An 18,486-nucleotide genomic window follows, 5' to 3' on the forward strand; every position below is an offset into this window, starting at 1 on the left:
ATTGTGTTCGTATTCGTACATATATAAAATTTATGATTCACACAAGAAATTTACAGAAGATATACCAAAGGGGAGAATACGTTAAGTATGCATTGCAGAATATCAATGTAGATATTAACGAAGGAGAATATTTAATTATACATGGACCCTCTGGAAGTGGAAAGACTACATTGCTAGGACTTTTAGGCTTGATAGATGCGCCATCGGGGGGGGAAATTTTTTTTAAAGGTACAGAAGTTGGTTATATTTCAGACCGGGCGAGGGATAAAATACGTCGTAACCGCATTACTTTTGTTTTTGAAAAAATTCATCTCCTCGAAAATTTAACGGTATCAGAAAATATAGCCTTGCCCTTAATGTACTCGTCTTATACCCGGAAAGAGAAGAAACAGATTGTTCATAGGTTATTGGATCGTTTTCGGCTAACCCATTTAAAAAGGCAATATCCTTCTGGTTTGGGAAATTTAATGCAACAAAAGATTGCCTTGGCCAGAGCCTGCTGTTGCTCTCCAGATCTTATTTTGGCGGACGAACCTTGTGGTAAGTTGAGTTCCGAAGAGACAGATGAATTTATGGAGCTTTTCCGACAACTGAATGAAGAGGGTCAAACCATTGTGGTGGCCACTCATTCAGAAGAAAATATAAAATATGGCCAACGCGTTCTTCATTTGTTTGATGGCCATGTAGTTTCTCATTCGGGCTTTGTTCGATAATCACAGCAGGTTCAGTTTTTTATTTTAGAAGAATTATGCGCATTTGGAACTATATTGCAATATCATTTCGTACTTTATTTTTTCACAGAGGTTTTTCTTTGTTGACTCTGGTCGGCCTGGCGATAGGCATCGCCATGAGTATTTTTGTTCTGGAATATGTTCTTTATCAGTTTTCTTTTGACAGCCATTATGATGATGCCACACATATTTATCGTGTTATATCGAAAGGTAAAATGGAGAATGAAGACGTTAATATAGCCCTTTCTCCATTGGTCCTGGCATCGAGATTAAAGGAATATCCGGAAGTTTCATCCATAACCAGAGTTCTCGATTCAAACCCAAAGCCGGTAGAGAGTTTTTATGCAAAAACTTTTGAGTCTAAAATTATTTATGGCGATAGTTCTTTTTTTTCAATTTTCTCTCGTCCTTTTCTTCTTGGGAGTGCTGATCAATGGCGTTCCGATTCGTTAGGGGTAGTTCTTTCACAATCGGTGGCATCCGAATTATTTGTCAATCAAAATCCGTTGGGGAAGCCCATTTGGATTAATGAAACGGATACCTTTTGGGTACGGGGTGTATTTCAGGATGTGCCGGAAAACAGCCATTTCACCTATGGTATTGTTTTACCTTTTGCGGTCATTGAAAAACAGTTGAAAGCATTCTACGGGATTAAACATTATAACGAAGTTAACCAAAGCTGGTTTTCATTAATGACATTTGTTTATTGTAAGATTCGTCCAGGCACCGATGTACAGCAGCTGGAGGAGAGTTTTAATACTGATATTGAATCTGAGTTGGAAAGTCAGCGTCAGGCTTTGTTTGCTTCCTCTTCACAAACTTTTTTAAACTTTTCATTTCAGAACCTGGTGTCTATTTACTTGTTTTCCAAATGCGATTACGAAATAGGGAAAACTACCAATCCTTTATACGTTTTTATTTTTTTAGGTATAGCCTTATTTATTTTGTTGGTTACGGCTTTCAATGTTATGAATTTAACGACTTCAAGAGCGTCGGATAGAATCCGGGAAGCCATTGTCAGGCGTTTTTTTGGTGCAAAAAGACGGAATCTTGTGATTCAGTTTATCAGTGAATCGGTATTATTTAGTTTTATGGCTCTTTTTCTTGGGTTAGTATTGGTGGAGTGGTTACTTCCTTTTTTTGGAAATCTTTTCGGTGTTGATTTTTGGGGGATGGCTAACCGGGGAAAGATTAATTTTACATTACTGTTGTTAATTACTTTATTTGTTGGGGTGTTATCGGGGATATATCCGGCTACCGTTTTTTCCGGAGTGAAACCGGTTCAATTCAATGCTGCCCAAACGAGGTTTTCTTCCTATCCCGGCCTTTTGTTTCGTGGCTTTTTGGTCTTTGGGCAAGTTTTTCTGGCCGTATTGCTATGTACTATATCTTTGGGGATGTGGAGACAGATGGACTATATTGAGAACTATGATCTGGGATTTGATACTAACAATTTGATGCTGGTTGAGGGCATTCGTTTTTTAGGTGAGGAGGATGTTGATAAGGTGATGGACAAAATTAAGCGTATAGAGGGGATTTCAGCGGTAAGTAAAATTTATGTTAACCCTGGTGATCCTGTGCAAATAATGTCTTTTAACTTAGCGGCGGATAGTAATCAAACCTATTTTTTGTCGGTTTATTATGTTGATTGTACCGTATTTAATACGATTGGTTCCGAGATTAAAAAAGGTACCGTTTCTTGCCAAGATTCCAGTTGGGTACTGATTAATGAAGAATGTGCTTCGTTGTTGGGTATTGACGATATTGAAGGGCAATATCTGCAGACCGATTTTCCGGGGTCCGAAGGTGTTGTTAATTTTCAGATTGGTGGTGTGGTGAGCAATATTTATTGGGAGAGCCTCAAAAACTCTTTGCGCCCTGCAATTTATATTCCTGTTCGGCATCAAAGTCATGGATTACCACGAAGTTTTGCGGTTCGATATTCAGGGGTTGATTTTGATTTTGTATATCAGGAAATAAAAAATATTTGGGATGAGGTAGAAACACGTGCATCTTTTACTGCTCAACCTATTAGTGAGAAAATTAATACTTTTTATAGTGAAGATTATAGGTACAGTATGCTGTCTACAGCCTTTGCCATTTTAATTGTTATTATTGGTGCATTAGGCATGACCGGATTGGTATCTTTTATTATTTCCACACAACGTGAAGATTTATTGATGAGAAAACTTTTTGGTTATTCCGATATGAGAAATGTGTTTAGTTTGTTTTGGGGATATTTGGGATTTGTTGTTAGTGGAATTATATTGGCCTTGATATTTTCGGTGACAATTTTGAATTTTTGGCTTAGAACGTTTAGTATTCACACTTCGGTTGATAGTTTTTGCTTTTTATTGCCTGCTTTCTTATTGGCTGGTTTAGCTTTGGGAATAGCCTTTTATGGCGTGGCAAGGTTAAGAAAACAATTGTCATTACATCAGTTTTGATTGGATTGATTAAAAAAAAGTTAATTTAATATTGTTTGTATACTGAGGCATGAAAAATCAAATAGTAAAGGAGTTCTTTTGAGGGCACATAGTCAAAAGGTTTTAAAAAAAATCGATATATTTGCGCGTTTAGAAAAAAATGTGATTTAGAATTAACAAAAAATAACAACAAATGCAGAATAAAGGAGCGATCAGGCTATTTGCCATTCTTTTGGCTTTGGTTAGTTTGTATCAGTTAATTTTCACCTTTCATACACGCGAGGTTGAGAAACAGGCTGAGGAGTATGCCTTAAAGCGTGGGGGGAGTGATCCGAATCTAATCAGTCAATACAGGTTTAACTATCTTGATTCCATGAAGAATGAGGTAGTTTATAATTTTCTTTTCGGATTAAGAAAATATACCTATCAGGAATGTAAAGAGCGGGAAATTAATTTTGGTTTGGACCTGAAAGGTGGTATGAACCTTATCCTTGAAATTAAGGTTGAAGATATCATCAAAGCTCTTTCAAACTACAGTCAGGATGAAACCTTTCATGAAGCCTTGAAACTGGCCAGGGAGAGAGAAAAAAATTCCACCGAAGATTTTATAACCTTATTTGGTGAAGCCTTTGAAGAGATAGCTCCTGAAGGTCGCTTAGCCGCTATTTTTAATACTGTTGAACTTAGAGGTAAGGTTGATTACAACTCAACCAACGAGGAGGTGCTTCAGGTCATTAGAGAAGAAGCTAAAGGGGCTATTGACAATGCCTTTAATATTCTACGAACACGTATCGACCGGTTTGGGGTTACTCAACCCAATATTCAGCGTTTGGCCCAAACAGGACGGATTCTTATTGAATTACCGGGAGTTGGAGATCCGGAGCGTGTGAAAAGCTTATTGCAGGGAACTGCTAATCTGGAATTTTGGGAAACTTATAACCAGGAAGAAATATTTGAAAGTCTTATAGAGGCTAATCGCGTAACCACCGAGCTTTTGGAAGCAGAAAAAAATGATACTACAAAAGCGGTTAGCACCGGGGCTGAAGAAGAAAAAGAGGATGACATTGCATTGCTGGATGAAATTGATAGTGACTCTCTGGGTGTGGAAGAGCAAGAGAAAGTAATCTCTTTATTCACTTATCTGGCGCCAAGTGGTCGTCCTAACAGCCCGGTTGTTGGATTAGCAACGTCCAGAGATACCGCTCAAGTAAATCGTTATCTGGCCATGAGCGAAGTTAAAGCTCAATTGCCGCGCGACTTAAAATTTATGTGGACTATTAAGCCCATTTCTGCTGATGAAGCACGGTACTGGACTAACCAACCTTTTGATAGCAAAGAAGAGTTATTTCAATTGGTTGCTTTGAGAGTTACCAGCCATGATGGTCGGCCCCCGCTTGAAGGAGATGCCGTTTCCAGTGCCAGGGCTGTCACCAATCAACAGGGTAATTATGAAATTGAAATGGCCATGAACAGTGAGGGTGCCAAAACATGGGCGCGCCTTACCAAAGCTAACATACAGAAGTCTATCGCTATTGTTTTGGATGGGTATGTCTATTCGTTCCCAACTGTTCAAAATGAAATAACCGGTGGTCGCAGTTCTATTACGGGCGATTTTACCCCGCAGGAAGCTAAAGACTTGGCCAATGTTCTGCAATCAGGTAAAATGCCGGCACCGGCTCGTGTGGTAGAGAGTACTGTTGTAGGACCATCGTTGGGTTCGGAAGCGGTTAATGCAGGACTTACATCTTTTATCTGGGCCTTTATTGCCGTTTTGATTTACATGATTGTTTATTACGGATTTAAGGCCGGTTTGGTTGCCGACCTGGCATTGGTTGCCAATATGTTCTTTATAATGGGTGTCCTGGCTGCCTTTAACGCAGTATTGACGCTTCCCGGTATCGCCGGTATCGTCTTGACCATCGGTATGTCGGTCGATGCCAACGTGTTGATTTATGAACGTATTAGAGAAGAGTTAAGGGCCGGTAAAGGACTTAAATTAGCCGTTGCCGATGGATATAAAAATGCTTTTTCGGCCATTATTGATGCCAATATTACTACCTTTTTAACCGGTTTGATATTGTTCAGTTTTGGTACAGGACCTATTAAAGGATTTGCTACCACATTGATGATTGGTATTGCTACTTCATTCTTCTCAGCTATTTTTATTACCCGGTTGGTTTTTGAAAGATTACTGAATAGTAAAGTAGATATTCGCTTTTCAACAAAGTTGACCGATCGTCTATACAAGAGTGCTCATATTAAATTTATCGAAAAGAGAAAACTCTTCTTTTTAATATCCGGTGTTTTAATTTTGATAGGGCTTGTTTCATTAACATTTAGAGGTTTGAAACAGGGAATTGACTTTACCGGAGGTCGTTCTTATGTTGTACGTTTTGAAGAGCCTGTATCTGCAAGCGAAATACAATCGGCTTTGGTCGATGCCTTTGAAGGTGCCAATGTTGAGGCCAAGACTTTCGGTTCCGACCATCAGATTAGGGTTACTACAAACTATCTGATTGATGAAGATGACAAAGAGACCGATGACCAGGTAATTAGTAAATTGTATGAAGGGTTGAAACCCTTCCTCGGTGAGAATGTTTCACTCAGCAAATTTCTTTCCGATTACCGCCAGAGCTCGCAAAAAGTAGGACCTACCATAGCTTCTGATATTAGAAGTAAAGCCGGTTATGCCATCTTTTTCTCTTTGGTGGTTATTTTCCTTTACATCCTCATTAGGTTCCGAAATTGGGAATATGGTCTTGGAGCTATTGGTGCTTTGGTGCACGACGTGCTCTTTGTGTTGGGAATTTTCTCTTTGCTCTATTCCATTATGCCTTTTTCGATGGAGATTGACCAGTCGTTCATAGCTGCCATTCTTACCGTGATAGGTTACTCTATTAACGATACGGTGGTTGTTTTCGACCGAATCAGGGAATTTAGGGGATTGTATCCAAAACGTGATATTAAAGAAGTATTTAATCTTTCGATGAATTCTACTATAAGCCGGACAATAAATACTTCTTTAACCACATTGGTTGTATTGCTGGTTATTTTCTTATTCGGAAGTGAAGTTATTCAAGGATTTGTCTTTGCTCTTATTGTTGGTGTTGTTGTGGGTACCTATTCTTCCTTGTTTATAGCATCACCCATCGCTTTCAATTTTATAGAGAAAAGAATGCGCAAGGGAAAGAAAAAATAAATTTAGCGAGGCCTTAAAAAGTACCTTGTTTAAAATTTGAGGTATTTGACTTCTATAAAATAAATTTTTGGTATAGAAAAAACTTAAATAGATGAATTGTTCCCCGGTAGGATAATATCCACCGGGGATTTTTTTTATATCTTTGGCAGAAATAAAAGGAGGCTATGATGATTACGTTTCTTTTTGGCATATCCATGGGCGAGATTCTCGTTGTCTTTTTGGTTGTTTTATTGTTGTTCGGTGCCGACAAGATTCCTGAATTTGCCCGAATGATGGGTAAAGGAATCAATGAATTTCGTAAAGCCGCTGATGATATCAAAAGGGAATTGGATGCCAGTACCAGTGATATTAAAGAAGACCTGAGTGAGGTAAAAGAGTATCTGGACGAACAAAAAAGTGAAGTTGAGAAAGAAATTAAACAAGTAGGTGAAGAGGTGGAAGACACTTTTGCTGACCGGAACCTTGATGCCTCAGGCGATGAAAATTCTTCTATTACCTCAAATAATCCTGAAGACGTGGATGAAGTGTCTCGTGATGTTTATGGCCTTGATAAAAAAGATGATTTTCAAGATGGAACTTCCTCATCTAACGACGATGAACCAGCTAAACCAACCAAATAGGTGTATTTTAAATGAATTTACTATTATATATTAAAGTAATTGCCGGATTCGGGCTTTTGTTTGCCAGTGGAAGTTATCTGGTGAAAGGCGGTGTAGAGTTGTCACGTCATTTTCGTATCAGCCCGTTGGTGGTTGGTTTAACAGTTGTGGCTTTCGGCACTTCGGCACCGGAGTTGTTTGTTAGTGTTGCTGCCGGATTTTCCGATGTTCCGGATATTTCTATAGGTAACATTGTTGGCTCTAACATTGCTAACATAGCCCTTATATTGGGTAGTGTGGCAGTTGTTTTTCCCATATCGGTTAAACGTCCGTCTGTTTTATATGATTGGGCGGTGATGATGTTGTCGTTTCTGTTGTTGTATTTTTTTGGAATGAACGGAAAATTACAACGATTCGAAGGCATTATATTATTTGGATTAATTATTGCCTACATTATTTGGTCGTTGATATATTCTCGCAGGCAATCGATTAAGAATGAAGAAGTTTTTCAGAAACCTGAGATGAGGTTATGGGTTTCTGTTTTAATTGTTGTGCTTTCGATAGTAGGATTGTATTTTGGTGCCGAATGGTTGGTGGCAGGTTCAAGTGAATTGGCCATTGGTTGGGGAATTAGTGAAAGAGTTGTTGGTATTTCTGTTGTAGCTTTTGGCACCAGTATCCCTGAGTTGGCGACATCGCTGGCCGCCGCTTTAAAAAAGGAGATGGATATTTCGGTTGGAAATATTATTGGGTCAAACATATTTAATGTTTTCTCAATTTTGGGGATTACAGCTACCCTGACCCCCTTGCGGGTGTCTGAACGGGTTATTTCTTTCGATATTTGGTGGATGATGGGTATTGGAATTCTTTTAATGTTATTTATGATTCCATTGAGAAAAGGATTAATAACCCGATTTAAAGGCATTATTTTACTGTTGATTTATATCGTTTATATATGGGCTTTATTTAAGCTGTAGGTAATAATTATATTATCTGTTTTTTGAGGGAAAATAGATATTTAAATCGATTTAAAAACTAATTATGACATTTGCCGAAAATTTTAAATTTAGCTTTCAGGGATGGTAGTAGGGCAAAAAATAGAAAAGCAGTTTGGAGATTTAAAAGTGCTTAAAGGCATTGATATTTCCATCGACCGTGGAGAGATTGTCACCATATTAGGTGCCAGTGGTGCCGGAAAAACCACTTTGCTTCAAATATTAGGTTCGTTAGACAAACCATCCAGTGGAGAGGTTATTATTAATGGTACCTATATTAATCGACTCACCGGTAATCAATTGGCCAAATTTCGAAATCAGCATATCGGCTTCGTTTTTCAATTTCATCAGTTGTTACCTGAGTTTACTGCCCTCGAAAATTGTATGTTGCCAGGACTTATTGCCGGAAAGAGTGCAAAACAAGCCCGACAGCAGGCTTTAAAACTTTTGTCCTATCTGGGATTAAATGACCGGTTAGAGCATAAACCCGCTCAGTTGAGTGGCGGGGAAAAACAACGTGTTGCCGTGGCCCGTGCATTAGTAAATGACCCGATGGTGGTTTTTGCAGATGAACCTTCAGGAAACCTCGACTCAAAAAACCAGGAGGAGTTGATGGATTTATTTGTGGACCTCAGGAAACAGTTCAATCAAACCTTTGTGATTGTTACGCACGACCAGTACCTTGCTCAAAAGGCCGACCGTACCGTCCATATCGTGGATGGCGTTATTGTTGATTAATTGGAGCAGGTTGCTGTCGCTGTTGATTCCCTTTTTAAATTTATGATGGATAATAAAGAGTTGAAGGAATTTTTAGATGAGAAGGCCGATTATTATCAATCCCGTTGGTTTATAGATGACGATCCCGTGCAAATCCCTCATCTGTTTCAGGAAAAAGAGGATATTGAAATATCAGGCTTCATCACGGCCATCTTATCGTGGGGAAAACGTTCCATGATTTTATCCAAATGTAAGGAGTTGATGCAGCGTATGGAGATGGCACCTTCGGATTTTGTTCGAAATGCCTCTGACCGTGAGTTTGACCGTCTTGCCGGGTTTGTCTACAGAACCTTTAATGAGGTTGATGCACGTTACTTTTTAAAAGCATTGCACGAAATATATGTTCAATATGGAGGCCTTGAAAAGGTTTTCTCTGTTGGATTAACCGACAACAACGGAATAGTGGATGCCATTGCCTATTTTCGTGAAGTATTTCTTTCTTTTGGTCCTGCCACAAGAACCGGAAAGCATATTGCCAATGTGAGAAAAAATGCTTCTGCCAAACGTATTAATATGTTTTTAAGGTGGATGGTTCGTTGCCATTCCCCTGTGGATTTTGGATTATGGTCTTCTATTAGCCCTGCTCATCTTTTAATCCCACTTGACATACATGTAGGAAGGGTTGCGCGTGCGTTGGGTTTACTGACCCGGCGGGCCAACGACATGAAAAGTGTTTTAGAACTCACCGGTCGTTTAAAAGAATATCGTCCTCATGACCCGGTTTTTTATGATTATGCTCTGTTCGGGTTGGGAGTATATGAAAAATTTTGAACATGTTTCATTTTAAGCAGTTTTCCATACAGCAAGAACGGGCTGTTATGAAAGTTGGAACCGACGGGGTGCTTATTGGTGCCTGGACACCCGTTTCGACCAATTACCAAAACATCCTTGATGTGGGTGCCGGAACCGGACTTATAGCTCTTATGCTTGCACAGCGTTGTGCTGAGGCATCCGTCGATGCAGTAGAGCAGGATATTCCTTCGTGTGAGGATATGGAAGCTAATTTTAGGGCATCTCCATGGTCAAACCGGCTGACCGCTTTTCGGTGTTCATTCCAGGAATTTTGCTGCGTTACCAACAATAAATATGATTTAATAGTTTGCAATCCTCCCTTTTTTTCAAACAGCTTAAAAAATTCTTCCAAAAGAAAAGCGCGTGCCAGGCATAATCATACCTTACCACCCGAGGATTTAATAGATGGGGTAAAACAACTTTTACGGCCAAATGGTATTTTTTCTTTAATTTTGCCGGCTTTGGATTACGAGGCTTTTCGCCTGCAAGCTTTTCGGAAGGGATTGTTTGAATATCAAAAGTTAAATGTTCGTCCCACACCTAATAAACCTGTTAAAAGGGTGATTTCGGTATGGGGACTTCAATTTCCGCAATTCGATATTATAGAAGAAGAGTTGGTTATTGAATTGTCACGTCATTGTTATTCGGAAGCATATACCAATTTAACACGTAATTTTTATTTGAATCTTTAATGCCCATACTTCAAAAATACAGAGCATATTATCGTTCAAATTTTTTGCTGGGTTTGCCGGTCATGCTGGCACAGGCCGGGCAGATGATAGTGGTTTTAGCCGATAATTTGATGGTCGGCCGTCTGGGTACGGTTCCGTTAGCTGCTGCATCTTTTGCCAATACCGTATATATTGTTGGAATGGTATTCGGGATTGGCATGGTTAATGGTTTAACGCCTTTGGTTGGGAAGGCCTGTGGGGGCGGCGATACCTTAAAAGCGGCCATGTGGTTAAAGCAGGGGCTTTATGCTTTTCAGGTTGCCACTCTGGCGTTGTCCCTGTTATTATGGTTAATATCCTATTTAATGCCTTTTATGGGACAAGCCGATGAGATTGTGCAGGAGGCTTTGCCTTATTACCGGATTTTGGTCGTGTCGATGATTCCTAATTTATTGTTTTTTACTTTTAAACAGTTTGCTGAAGGATTGGGCAATACCCGAATAGCAATGGTTATTACCATTGTGTCAAATATTGTGAATATTTTATTGAATTATTTATGGATATTTGGGAAATGGGGTTTCCCGGCCTTGGGACTCATGGGAGCAGGTTATGCCACCCTTGTCGCACGCATATTGATGGCTCTTTTTTTTATTGTGGTTTATTTTAGTCTTGATTTTTTTAAGGAATATCGACTTAAGTTAAAAAAGACGCACTTTTCGTGGAGTAAAAGTAAATATCTGTTGATGTTGGGACTACCCATTGGGGGACAACATTTTATTGAGGTCCTGGCTTTTAGTTTGGGCAGTATTATGATGGGATGGCTGGGCGCATCAGCTCTGGCTGCCCATCAGATTGTACTTAGCTTTGCCAGTTTTACTTTCATGATTTCTCAGGGAATAGCTGCTGCAACTACGGTAAAGGTAAGTCATTTGGTTGGTCAACGGTTTTACGACAAGATACGTACCGTTACCTTTGCATCATTGCATCTGGTACTTCTTTTCATGGGCTTTAGTGCCGTGTTGTTTATGGTTTTTCGAGAGGTGCTTCCGGCCTTCTTTATTCAGCAACCGGAAGTTATTGCCATTGCTGCCGGGTTGATGGTTGTGGCCGGTGGCTTTCAGTTGTTTGACGGTTTACAGGTAACCATGCTTGGGGCCCTTAGAGGATTGGAAGATGTGAGAATGCCTTTTGCGATGTTACTGATTGCCTATTTTTGTCTGGCTTTACCGGCCGGATGGCTCTTTGCCTTTGTGTTGGATGCCGGGCCTAATGGAATTTGGTTTGGCTATTTATTAGGTTTGGTTTCTATATCGTTGTTTCTTTTGTTGAGATTCCGTTGGATAACATTGAGAAAGATGAAACGAGCATGACCAAAAGGTTTGTTAAATCAAGAACAATTATAAAAGACAGAGGCAGAAGTGCTCAGGAAGAAGACAGAAGAAGTTTTTAGTGGTTGGTCATTAGTTGTTGGTTGCACTAATGACTATTAGCTAATTACTGAAAACTAATATTAAATTGCATTTGGCCAATAACTTAGTTGATTTTTATACTATTGAATCTGAATTATAAAAAATTGTAATAGTGAATTTAGATGTTATATTTTCATGGTCGGAGGTGACACCTGAACGGGTAAAAGGACGAATAGCGGTGGTTATCGATGTTCTGCGGGCCACCTCTGTTATGGTTACTGCTTTGAATAATGGTGCGTTAAAGGTTATACCGGTGTTAACGCCTGACGAAGCCTTTGAGTATAAAAAAAACAATGGGAAAGATATCCTTCTGGTCGGGGAGCGCCATGCCGATATAATTGAGGGATTTGATTTTAGCAATAGTCCGTTGGATATGTCACCTATTTCGGTAACCAACCAAACGGTGGTAATGACTACCACTAACGGAACCAAAGCTATAAGGGCTGCCGAAGAAGCCAAAGAATTGTATATTGCTTCCTTTTTGAATGCCCGGTCTACAGCTCAAATTTTGGCACAACAAGACGATGTGGTGTTAATTGCTTCGGGAAGTAACGGTAGTTTTACGATGGAAGATACTTTGTGTATGGGGTATATTACCAATCTTTTAGAGTCGGAACTTGGGAATGCTCTTGGCCTTACCGATGCAGCATTGGCCGCTCGTCAATTATTTATTAACGCTCAACAAAACCTGCTCGCATTGGCATCACAAGGAAAACATTACAGACTTCTGAAAAGTAAAGGGTTGGATGATGACATTCGTTACTGCTTTTCTTTGGACTCTATTAATCTGGTTTGTTACCGTAAGAATGGAGAAATTGTGGCTTTAAAATAAAAATTGGTTGCACATATGGGCTGTCTAAATGCTCTTTCTATGCCTTCCCTGAAATTGGCATCTTTGATGACGGGAACATTATTTTTGCCAACGATTTCAGGCAGCCCATATGTGAGATAATGACAATATTGTTTATTCCTCAACCTTTTTGTTAAGAAAAATATAGGCAAATATGCCACCAATAAGTAAAAGCATTGAAACAATCAGATAGATATTGTCCGAATAACTGTTTTTTGCATAAATGCCCAAAATAACCACAGCTGCCAGGATCATCAATACTCCCAGATTTTTCAGAAAATATTTCATAGTGTAAAGTGTTTGATTTTTGTTCCTTTTATTTAAAATGCGAAGATAAAAATATTAATTGATTCCAATAATTCAAAATCATAGAAAACCAAAAGCTTTTTAGGAATAAAATTTTTTTGATAGACTTCATTTAAATTTTTCTAATATTATTTTGTTCCTTTTTCGATTTAGTCGGCAACCGATTTTAATACTTTAGTGTTGGAAGAAATATTTAAAAATATTTGAATATTTTGATGGCACAAAAAAGATTATGTGATTGAGTCGCATCGGAGCATGTGATTGAGTCGCATCGGGGCATGTGATTGAGTCGCATCGGAGCATGTGATTGAGTCGCATCGAAGCATGTGATTGAGTCACATCGAAGCATGCGATTGAGTCGCATCGGGGCATGTGATTGAGTCGCATCGGAGCATGTGATTGCGTCGCATCGGAGCATGTGATTGCGTCGCATCGGAGCATGTGATTGCGTCGCATCGGAGCATGTGATTGAGTCGCATCGGAGCATGTGATTGAGTCGCATCGAAGCATGCGATTGCGTCGCATCGGAGCATGTGATTGCGTCGCATCGAAGCATGCGATTGAATCGCATCGAAGCATGCGGTAAAAATTCCTCTGTTTGTGTTATTATCATAAATATGAAACCGGAATGGATAGAATTTACTAATAAACGTAAGCCAAGCTTGTTTTATCCGTATAAAATTTACTTATATAATTAGTTTAAAGTCCATTATGGCCAACCCACACCCCTTAATCCCCTAAAGGGGAAATTTCCCAACCCGCTATCATAAAATCGATAAATTTCACTTCTGCCTTCTGCCTGTGCACTTCTGCCTCAAAGTTTTATACATGTTCTTTTGTGGCCATAGTCGCCATGCTCGTTTCATTTTATTAAAACGTCAGCAGATAAAAGCAGGTAAATAATCTTTGCAATATAAATTATCAATTATAGCCTCTCGTAAAATCTGCAAATCAATTGTTATCTTTGCCAATGGTAAACCGATGTTGAATTAAAAAATTTATTTCCATTGGCTAAATCAAAAGCATCCGTAGTAGAGACACCTCTGATGAAGCAATATTATAGCATCAAAAAGAAATATCCCGATGCTATATTGCTATTCAGAGTAGGGGATTTTTATGAAACCTTTTCGGATGATGCCATAAAAACATCCGAGATATTGGGTATCACGCTTACACGTCGTGCCAATGGTTCGGCATCATCGGTTGAGTTGGCCGGCTTCCCTCACCATGCACTGGATACCTATCTTCCCAAATTGGTCAGAGCCGGTCAAAGGGTAGCGGTGTGTGACCAATTGGAGGATCCAAAGCTCACAAAAAAAATTGTAAAAAGGGGCGTGACCGAATTAATTACGCCCGGTGTTGCCATTAATGATACCATTTTGGAGCATCGGGAGAATAACTTTCTGGCTGCTGTTCATTTTGAGGATAAACGCGCCGGTGTTGCTTTTTTGGATATCTCTACCGGCGAGTTTCTTACGGCCGAAGGACCCTTTGATCATGTTGAAAAACTTGTGGCAAGTTTTAAGCCTAAAGAAATACTTTTCGAAAAAGGTAAACGGAATATCTTTAGTGAAGTATTCGGCCCTCAACATTATACATATGGGCTCGATGACTGGGTCTTTACCTGGGAATCGGCTCATGACAGGTTGTTAAAACATTTTCAGACCACATCGCTCAAAGGTTTCGGTATTGATCAGCTAAAGCTTGGTGTGGTTGCCTCGGGTGCTATTTTGCACTACCTGGATATAACTCATCACCATCAGGTCAGTCATATTTCCGGTATTTCCAGAATTGATGAAGAGAAATATGTGTGGCTGGACCGGTTTACCATTCGTAATCTGGAAATTTTTTCACCTGTCAATGAAGGGGGGAGATCGTTAACTGATATCATTGACAAGACGGTTACCCCCATGGGTAGTAGAATGTTGAAGCGGTGGGTCGCTTTACCTTTGAAAGAGCTCAAACCCATTTTGGACCGTCAATCGGTGGTTGAACATTTCTTTAAAGACCCGCAGTTAAAGATGGATATTGAAGCCAATTTGCATCCTGTGGGTGATCTGGAGCGGTTGGTGTCGAAAGTAGCGGCCGGACGTATTAGTCCGCGTGAGGTGATGCAGCTGCATAATGCCCTGCGGTGTATTATTCCCATTCGTCAATTGTGCATGTCGGCCAATAACGAAGTGCTAAAACGAATGGGTGAACAGCTCAACCCCTGTGATACCATACGTGAACGTATTGCCAAGGAAATAGTTCCTGATCCGCCATCCTCGCTCAATAAAGGGAATGTTATTCGTGAGGGTGTGTCTGACGAACTGGATGAAATCAGAAATATAGCTTTTTCGGGAAAGGATTTCCTTAATGAACTGCAAAAACGCGAAATAGAGCGGACAGGAATACCAAGCCTTAAAATTAATTTCAACAATGTTTTTGGGTATTATATTGAAGTTCGGAATACGCATAAAGACAAAGTGCCACCGGAATGGATAAGAAAACAAACTTTGGTCAATGCCGAGCGATATATAACCGAGGAACTTAAAGAATATGAAAGTAAAATATTGGGTGCCGAAGAGCGCATTCTGGTTTTAGAAACAGAAATTTATAATGCATTGGTTACGGCATTGACTGAATATATTCCTGCCATACAGTTAAACTCTAATATATTAGCCCGGTTGGATTGTCTTTTAGGATTTGCCAAGCTTGCTGCAGAACACCATTATGTTCGACCGGTGGTTCACGAAGGCGATGAAATAGATATACGTGCTGGTCGGCATCCGGTTATAGAAACGCAGCTGCCGGCGGGTGAAGAATATGTGCCCAACGATGTTTATCTGGATAGCGAAACACAGCAAGTAATGATTATTACAGGACCAAATATGGCGGGTAAATCGGCCTTGCTGAGACAAACCGCTCTTATTGTTTTGCTGGCACAAATCGGTAGTTTCGTTCCTGCAGAAAGTGCTTCTGTTGGCTTGGTCGACAAGATTTTTACCCGTGTGGGAGCTTCAGATAATATTTCGTTGGGTGAATCTACTTTTATGGTGGAGATGAATGAGGCTTCAAGCATATTGAATAACCTTTCGCCGCGCAGCCTTGTCCTTTTTGATGAATTGGGGCGGGGAACCAGTACTTACGACGGAATATCCATTGCGTGGTCGATAGTGGAATATATACATGAAAATGCGCGGGCAAGGGCTAAAACATTATTTGCCACCCACTACCATGAACTTAATGAAATGGAGAAATCCTATTCCCGATGTAAAAACTATAATGTTTCGGTTAAAGAGGTAGGAAATAAGGTTATTTTCTTACGGAAATTGGTTCGGGGAGGTAGTGAACATAGCTTCGGTATTCATGTTGCACGGATGGCCGGTATGCCCCCAAGTGTTGTGAAAAGGGCATCCGAAATTTTAGCGGAGCTTGAAGAAAATAACCGTCACGGTTCTGTTTCAAAACCTGTTGAAGGGTTAGCCAAACATCGGGAAGGATATCAGTTAAGTTTTTTTCAGTTAGACGATCCGGTATTGCAGCAAATCAGGGATCAGATTATCAACCTCGATATTAACAATCTGACCCCTGTGGAAGCCTTAAATAAGTTGGATGAAATTAAGCGAATAGCCGGTCTTTAAAGACTTTACAGGTGTACATTGTATTCCATAATCTTGTATTTCTGTAAAACCGTTTCTATTTTACTTTGAAATAGTGCGTTAAATTGGTTAAACTTTCTGACTGATTATTTAACTCTTCGGCACTGGCCGAAAGTTCTTCAGCACTGGCAGCATATTCCTGTGTTACCTGGTTAAGTATTTCAATGGCTGAATTGATTTGTTCCGCACCACTTTTTTGTTCGGCGCTGGCGGCAACAACCTCTTCCATCATTGAGATAGATTCTTGGATTTCCGGTGCCAATTCATTCATTAGCTTTCTGGCTTCGGCAGAAGTGTTTATGCCATCGGCCGATAGTTTGTTGATTTCCATTGCTGCCTCTTTACTTCGTTCTGCCAGTTTTCTGATTTCCGTTGCAATAACAGAAAAACCTTTACCCTGGTCTCCGGCTCTGGATGCCTCTACTGCGGCGTTTAGGGCCAACAAGTTGGTTTGACGGGCAATGTCGTTGACGATGGATATACGTTTAACGATATTTTGTAATGTTATTCTGGCAATAGCACCTTTCTCATTACTTGTTTTTATTTTGGATGAGAGCTCTTCCAGAAACTGCTTTGTCTTTAAAGCGTGATTATAAGTCTGAGAGGTATTGGCAAGCGTTTCTTCCATAGAAGAGGAAATTTCTTCGATAGATGCTGCCTGTTCGTTGGCGCTGTTAGCAATTCCCTGAGAACCTGTGTTGATTTGATTGCCTGCCGAATAAATGGTTTTGGCGCCAACAATGATGTTTCCAATTATTTCGTTAAGTTTTTTGCGCATTTGTTCCAGAGAACGGGCTAAATCCCCTAATTCATCTTTTTGACGGACTGCCACGCTGCGCGTTAAATCGCCCTGTGCAATGGTTTTGGCGTCTTTAACTCTTTGGCCTATATGTTTATAAAAATAGAGACTAAAGAAAATTGCAGAAAGCAGTGATAATGTCAATACAATGAGGGTGGTAATAATCAGGGAAGATTTGGTGCGGGCAGCATTGACTGTTACTTCATTGTTGCTTTTTTCGATGGCTAATCTGGTTTCGTTAATAAGCTCATTGAAAAGATGAGATAATTGATCAATAACAGGAAGTGTTACGTTAGAATAGATACTGTCGGCTTTAGCCATGGCATCGAGGCGTTGGTTATTCCAGTTGATGATGCTGTCGAGACCATCGAGGGTTTTTTGAGCGTGACTTTTTGCTTGGTTATTGAATATATTTTGTGCCAATGTTACGTTACCTGCCTTCAAGGCTTGATTTATTTTTGCTGCAGAGGCGTGGAGCAGGGCATGTGGTTGATATAGTTGTTCTATCCATGACGCAATTGGCGGATATTTCCGGGACAGCTGTTGTGCTTCGGCAGAATGAAGCCACCTGCCTAATGTACAAGCTTTATCATTCAACTATATTTGATAATTGGGTTTTCCTTCCAAAATGCTGCCTTCTAAACTATTCATCCAAATTAGGTGTGCTACCTTAACTTTATTTAATTGCTCGGATAAATTGTGATCTGCCTGTTGGAATACTTCGCTTATTTGAATGGCAGATTGATGAAGGATATGGTGTGGCTCTTCAAACTTATCGAGAATAGTTGATAATGCCGGTACTAATTCTTCGGCTTTTTTGCGTCCTTCGCCATAGTACCATTTCCCGAATTCGCAAAGTTGAGGATTGGTTTCCACATTGAGATCTGTTACATTTTCATCGGTCAGGAGTCGGTTTACATTTGCCACCCATTGTAAATGAGCCGAGTGATAATGTTCGATATTACTTTGCAATTGGCCCGATTCCTGTATGGTTTTCGTATCGTTGGTGATGTTTGAAATACCGCGGTTGGCAATAAAAGCCAATAAAATAATAAAGAAGGATATTAAGCCAAAAGTGAGCCTGAATTTAATTTTTATACGGGCATCATTCCATTTCTTCTGCAGAAAAATAAGCCTTCGGTTCATGGGGGTATGCTTTTTAATGGGAAAATCTTTACCAATTGGAATTGGTAAGTATAAATTATCAATGATTAATTAAATAACTAAT

At 39.8% G+C, this 18,486-nt stretch carries 14 protein-coding genes; 11 read left to right on the forward strand and 3 right to left on the reverse strand.

The genetic code is table 11. The features are described 5' to 3' along the window. The first annotated feature begins 32 nt into the window (after positions 1 to 32). The 10 genes from BM130_RS08420 to BM130_RS08465 all read left to right on the forward strand — a co-directional run bounded on the left by BM130_RS08420 (position 33) and on the right by BM130_RS08465 (position 12,491). Positions 33 to 713 (forward strand): ABC transporter ATP-binding protein, encoded by a 681-nt coding sequence (locus BM130_RS08420; protein ID WP_010526435.1) that lies wholly within the window; start codon positions 33 to 35, stop codon positions 711 to 713. 35 nt (positions 714 to 748) lie between these two features. Beyond that, on the forward strand, positions 749 to 3,178 hold the full coding sequence (locus BM130_RS08425) for an ABC transporter permease (protein ID WP_010526434.1): 2,430 nt from the start codon (positions 749 to 751) through the stop codon (positions 3,176 to 3,178). Positions 3,179 to 3,350: 172 nt separating this feature from the next. After that, positions 3,351 to 6,356, forward strand: a complete 3,006-nt coding sequence (gene secDF, locus BM130_RS08430; RefSeq protein WP_010526433.1) for a protein translocase subunit SecDF — start codon at positions 3,351 to 3,353, stop codon at positions 6,354 to 6,356. A 167-nt stretch (positions 6,357 to 6,523) separates the two neighbouring features. Next, positions 6,524 to 6,976, forward strand: coding sequence for a twin-arginine translocase TatA/TatE family subunit (tatA, locus tag BM130_RS08435; protein ID WP_044138382.1), 453 nt, complete (start codon positions 6,524 to 6,526; stop codon positions 6,974 to 6,976). Positions 6,977 to 6,987: 11 nt separating this feature from the next. After that, positions 6,988 to 7,932, forward strand: a complete 945-nt coding sequence (locus BM130_RS08440) for a calcium/sodium antiporter (RefSeq protein ID WP_010526431.1) — start codon at positions 6,988 to 6,990, stop codon at positions 7,930 to 7,932. Between the two features lie 102 nt (positions 7,933 to 8,034). Then, positions 8,035 to 8,688, forward strand: coding sequence for an ABC transporter ATP-binding protein (locus BM130_RS08445; RefSeq protein WP_010526430.1), 654 nt, complete (start codon positions 8,035 to 8,037; stop codon positions 8,686 to 8,688). Between the two features lie 42 nt (positions 8,689 to 8,730). Further along, complete coding sequence (locus tag BM130_RS08450; protein WP_010526429.1) at positions 8,731 to 9,498, forward strand: TIGR02757 family protein; 768 nt, start codon at positions 8,731 to 8,733, stop codon at positions 9,496 to 9,498. Between the two features lie 2 nt (positions 9,499 to 9,500). Beyond that, entirely contained in the window at positions 9,501 to 10,211 is a 711-nt protein-coding gene (locus tag BM130_RS08455; protein WP_010526428.1) for a tRNA1(Val) (adenine(37)-N6)-methyltransferase, read from the forward strand. Next, the gene (locus BM130_RS08460; RefSeq protein ID WP_010526427.1) at positions 10,211 to 11,560 is read left to right on the forward strand and encodes an MATE family efflux transporter; all 1,350 of its coding nucleotides are present in this window, start codon (positions 10,211 to 10,213) and stop codon (positions 11,558 to 11,560) included. The genes BM130_RS08455 and BM130_RS08460 overlap by 1 nt, the downstream gene beginning before the upstream one ends. 211 nt (positions 11,561 to 11,771) lie before the next feature. Further along, a complete protein-coding gene (locus BM130_RS08465; RefSeq protein WP_010526426.1) occupies positions 11,772 to 12,491 on the forward strand; it encodes a 2-phosphosulfolactate phosphatase in 720 nt (239 codons plus the stop codon). A 132-nt stretch (positions 12,492 to 12,623) separates the two neighbouring features. Here BM130_RS08465 and BM130_RS15430 read toward each other — a convergent pair whose 3' ends face one another. Continuing rightward, positions 12,624 to 12,797, reverse strand: coding sequence for a hypothetical protein (locus BM130_RS15430; RefSeq protein WP_169313093.1), 174 nt, complete (start codon positions 12,795 to 12,797; stop codon positions 12,624 to 12,626). Positions 12,798 to 13,822: 1,025 nt separating this feature from the next. Here BM130_RS15430 and mutS point away from each other — a divergent pair. Next, entirely contained in the window at positions 13,823 to 16,441 is a 2,619-nt protein-coding gene (gene mutS / locus BM130_RS08470) for a DNA mismatch repair protein MutS (protein ID WP_010526425.1), read from the forward strand. 55 nt (positions 16,442 to 16,496) lie between these two features. Here the strand turns inward: mutS and BM130_RS08475 are convergent, their stop codons facing one another. Beyond that, positions 16,497 to 17,855 (reverse strand): methyl-accepting chemotaxis protein, encoded by a 1,359-nt coding sequence (locus BM130_RS08475; RefSeq protein WP_010526424.1) that lies wholly within the window; start codon positions 17,853 to 17,855, stop codon positions 16,497 to 16,499. Continuing rightward, complete coding sequence (locus BM130_RS08480; protein WP_010526423.1) at positions 17,856 to 18,404, reverse strand: CZB domain-containing protein; 549 nt, start codon at positions 18,402 to 18,404, stop codon at positions 17,856 to 17,858. Positions 18,405 to 18,486 lie beyond the last annotated feature (82 nt).

Source organism: Thermophagus xiamenensis (genome assembly GCF_900112795.1).
GTDB lineage: Bacteria > Bacteroidota > Bacteroidia > Bacteroidales > Marinilabiliaceae > Thermophagus > Thermophagus xiamenensis.